Here is a 2,207-nt window from a genome sequence, read left to right on the forward strand (position 1 = left end):
TGTCGACGGCAGGTGAAGACTGACCCCTGCGTGGCAAACGAACTTTGACCCCCTGGTCCGGTGGCCTGGCTCTAGTCGAGCCGGGAGGACGAAGGGATGTTGTCTGTGGAGGACTGGGCCGAGATTCGTCGACTGCATCGCGCGGAGGGGCTGCCGATCAAGGCCGTGGCGCGGGTGCTCGGGGTCTCGAAGAACACGGTGAAGGCGGCGTTGGCCTCGGACGGGCCGCCCAGATACCAGCGGCCGCCGCGGGGTTCGGTCGTGGACGAGGTCGAACCATTGATCCGGGAACTGCTGCAGGCCTATCCCACGATGCCGGCCACGGTGATCGCGGAGCGGATCGGCTGGACCCGGTCGATCCGGACGTTGTCGGGACGGGTGGCCGAGCTGCGGCCGGTGTATTTGCCGCCGGACCCGGCCTCGCGGACCACGTATACGGCCGGCGAGATCGCCCAGTGCGACTTGTGGTTTCCGCCGATCACGCTGCCGGTCGGCTGCGGGCAGACCCGCCGCCCGGCGCAGCTGCCGGTGTTGACGATGGTGTGCGGGTATTCGCGGTGGTTGTCGGGCCGGTTGATCCCGACCCGGCGATCGGAAGACCTGTTCGCGGCGTGGTGGCGGCTGATCGAGAAACTCGGGGCGGTGCCGCGGGTGCTGGTGTGGGACGGTGAGGGCGCGATCGGGCGTTGGCGCGGCGGCCGTACCGAGCTCACACCGGAATGCCAGGCGTTCCGCGGCACCCTTGCGACGAGGGTGATCGTCTGCCGCCCAGCCGATCCCGAAGCCAAGGGCATCATCGAACGCGCCCACGACTATCTGGAACGCTCGTTTCTGCCCGGGCGCACGTTCGCCTCCCCGGCGGATTTCAACACCCAACTCGAGGCGTGGCTGGCCGTGGTTAATACCCGCCCGCGCAGGGTGCTGGGGTGCGCACCGACCGACCGAATCGGCGCGGACCGCCAGGCGATGTTGGCGTTGCCGCCGGTCGCGCCGGTCACCGGGTGGCGTGGCGGCACGCGGTTGGCGCGCGATCACTACATCCGCCTCGATTCCAACGACTACTCGGTGCACCCGGGCGTGATCGGGCGACGGATCGAGGTGATCGCCGATCTGGAGCGGGTGCGCGCCTTCTGCGAGGGCCGGTCGGTGGCCGATCACGAACGGATCTGGGCCACCCACCAGACGATCTCCGACCCAGCGCATGTCGAGGCAGCGAAGGTGCTGCGCCGCAACCGGATCGGGATGATTCGTCCCGCACCGGAACTCGACGTACAGGTGCGGGAACTGTCGGACTACGACACCGCGCTCGGGCTCGACACCGATGGCGGAGTCGCGTGATGGCCGCCGCCAAGACCGCGACCGCGCGGGACGTCGTCGCCGAGCTCGCTTACCTGACGCGGGCGCTGAAGGCGCCGACGCTGCGGGACTCGGTGGCACGGTTGGCCGAGCGTGCCCGCGCCGAGAACTGGAGCCACGAGGAATACCTGGCCGCCTGTCTGCAACGCGAGGTCTCCGCCCGCGAATCCCACGGTGGCGAGGGACGCATCCGAGCCGCCCGGTTCCCGGCACGCAAATCGTTGGAAGAGTTCGACTTCGACCACGCTCGCGGTCTCAAACGCGACACCATCGCGCATCTGGGAACCCTGGATTTCGTCACCGCCCGGGAGAACGTGGTGTTCCTCGGCCCACCCGGCACCGGGAAAACACACCTGGCGATCGGGTTGGCCATGCGGGCCTGTCAGGCCGGACACCGAGTACTGTTCGCGACCGCAGCCGAATGGGTCGCCCGCCTTGCCGAGGCACACCACGCCGGCCGCATCCAAGACGAACTCACCCGCCTGGGCCGCTATCCGCTCCTGGTCATCGACGAGGTCGGCTACATCCCCTTCGAGGCAGAAGCCGCCAACCTCTTCTTTCAACTCGTGTCCTCCCGCTACGAACGCGCGAGTCTGATCGTGACCAGCAACAAGGCATTCGGCCGCTGGGGCGAGGTATTCGGCGACGACGTCGTCGCCGCAGCCATGATCGACCGACTCGTCCACCACGCCGAAGTCATCGCACTCAAAGGCGACAGCTACCGGCTCAAAGACCGCGACCTCGGCCGCGTCCCACAAGCCGGAACCACCGAAGAATGAAACCCACACCCGACCCAAGGGGGTCAGAATTCAGTTGCCGAAAAGGGGTCAGACTTCAGCTGCCGTTGACAG

Annotated in this window: 2 protein-coding genes; both read left to right on the forward strand. The window is 67.8% G+C overall.

The genetic code is table 11. The features are described 5' to 3' along the window. Positions 1–96 precede the first annotated feature (96 nt). On the forward strand, positions 97–1,338 hold the full coding sequence (gene istA / locus A8G08_RS04550; protein WP_068270703.1) for an IS21 family transposase: 1,242 nt from the start codon (positions 97–99) through the stop codon (positions 1,336–1,338). Next, positions 1,338–2,135: an IS21-like element helper ATPase IstB gene (gene istB, locus A8G08_RS04555; protein ID WP_068270706.1), complete on the forward strand. Its 798-nt coding sequence runs from the start codon at positions 1,338–1,340 to the stop codon at positions 2,133–2,135. Before istA ends, istB begins: the two co-directional genes overlap by 1 nt. Positions 2,136–2,207: the final 72 nt, after the last annotated feature.

Origin of the sequence: Aldersonia kunmingensis (assembly GCF_001646865.1) — a bacterium.
Lineage (GTDB): Bacteria > Actinomycetota > Actinomycetes > Mycobacteriales > Mycobacteriaceae > Aldersonia > Aldersonia kunmingensis.

Coding starts and splice junctions, on each gene's coding strand:
- istB (WP_068270706.1), top strand. CDS start 1,338: ATGGCCGCCGCCAAGACCGCGACCGCGCGGGACGTCGTCGCCGAGCTC.
- istA (WP_068270703.1), top strand. CDS start 97: ATGTTGTCTGTGGAGGACTGGGCCGAGATTCGTCGACTGCATCGCGCG.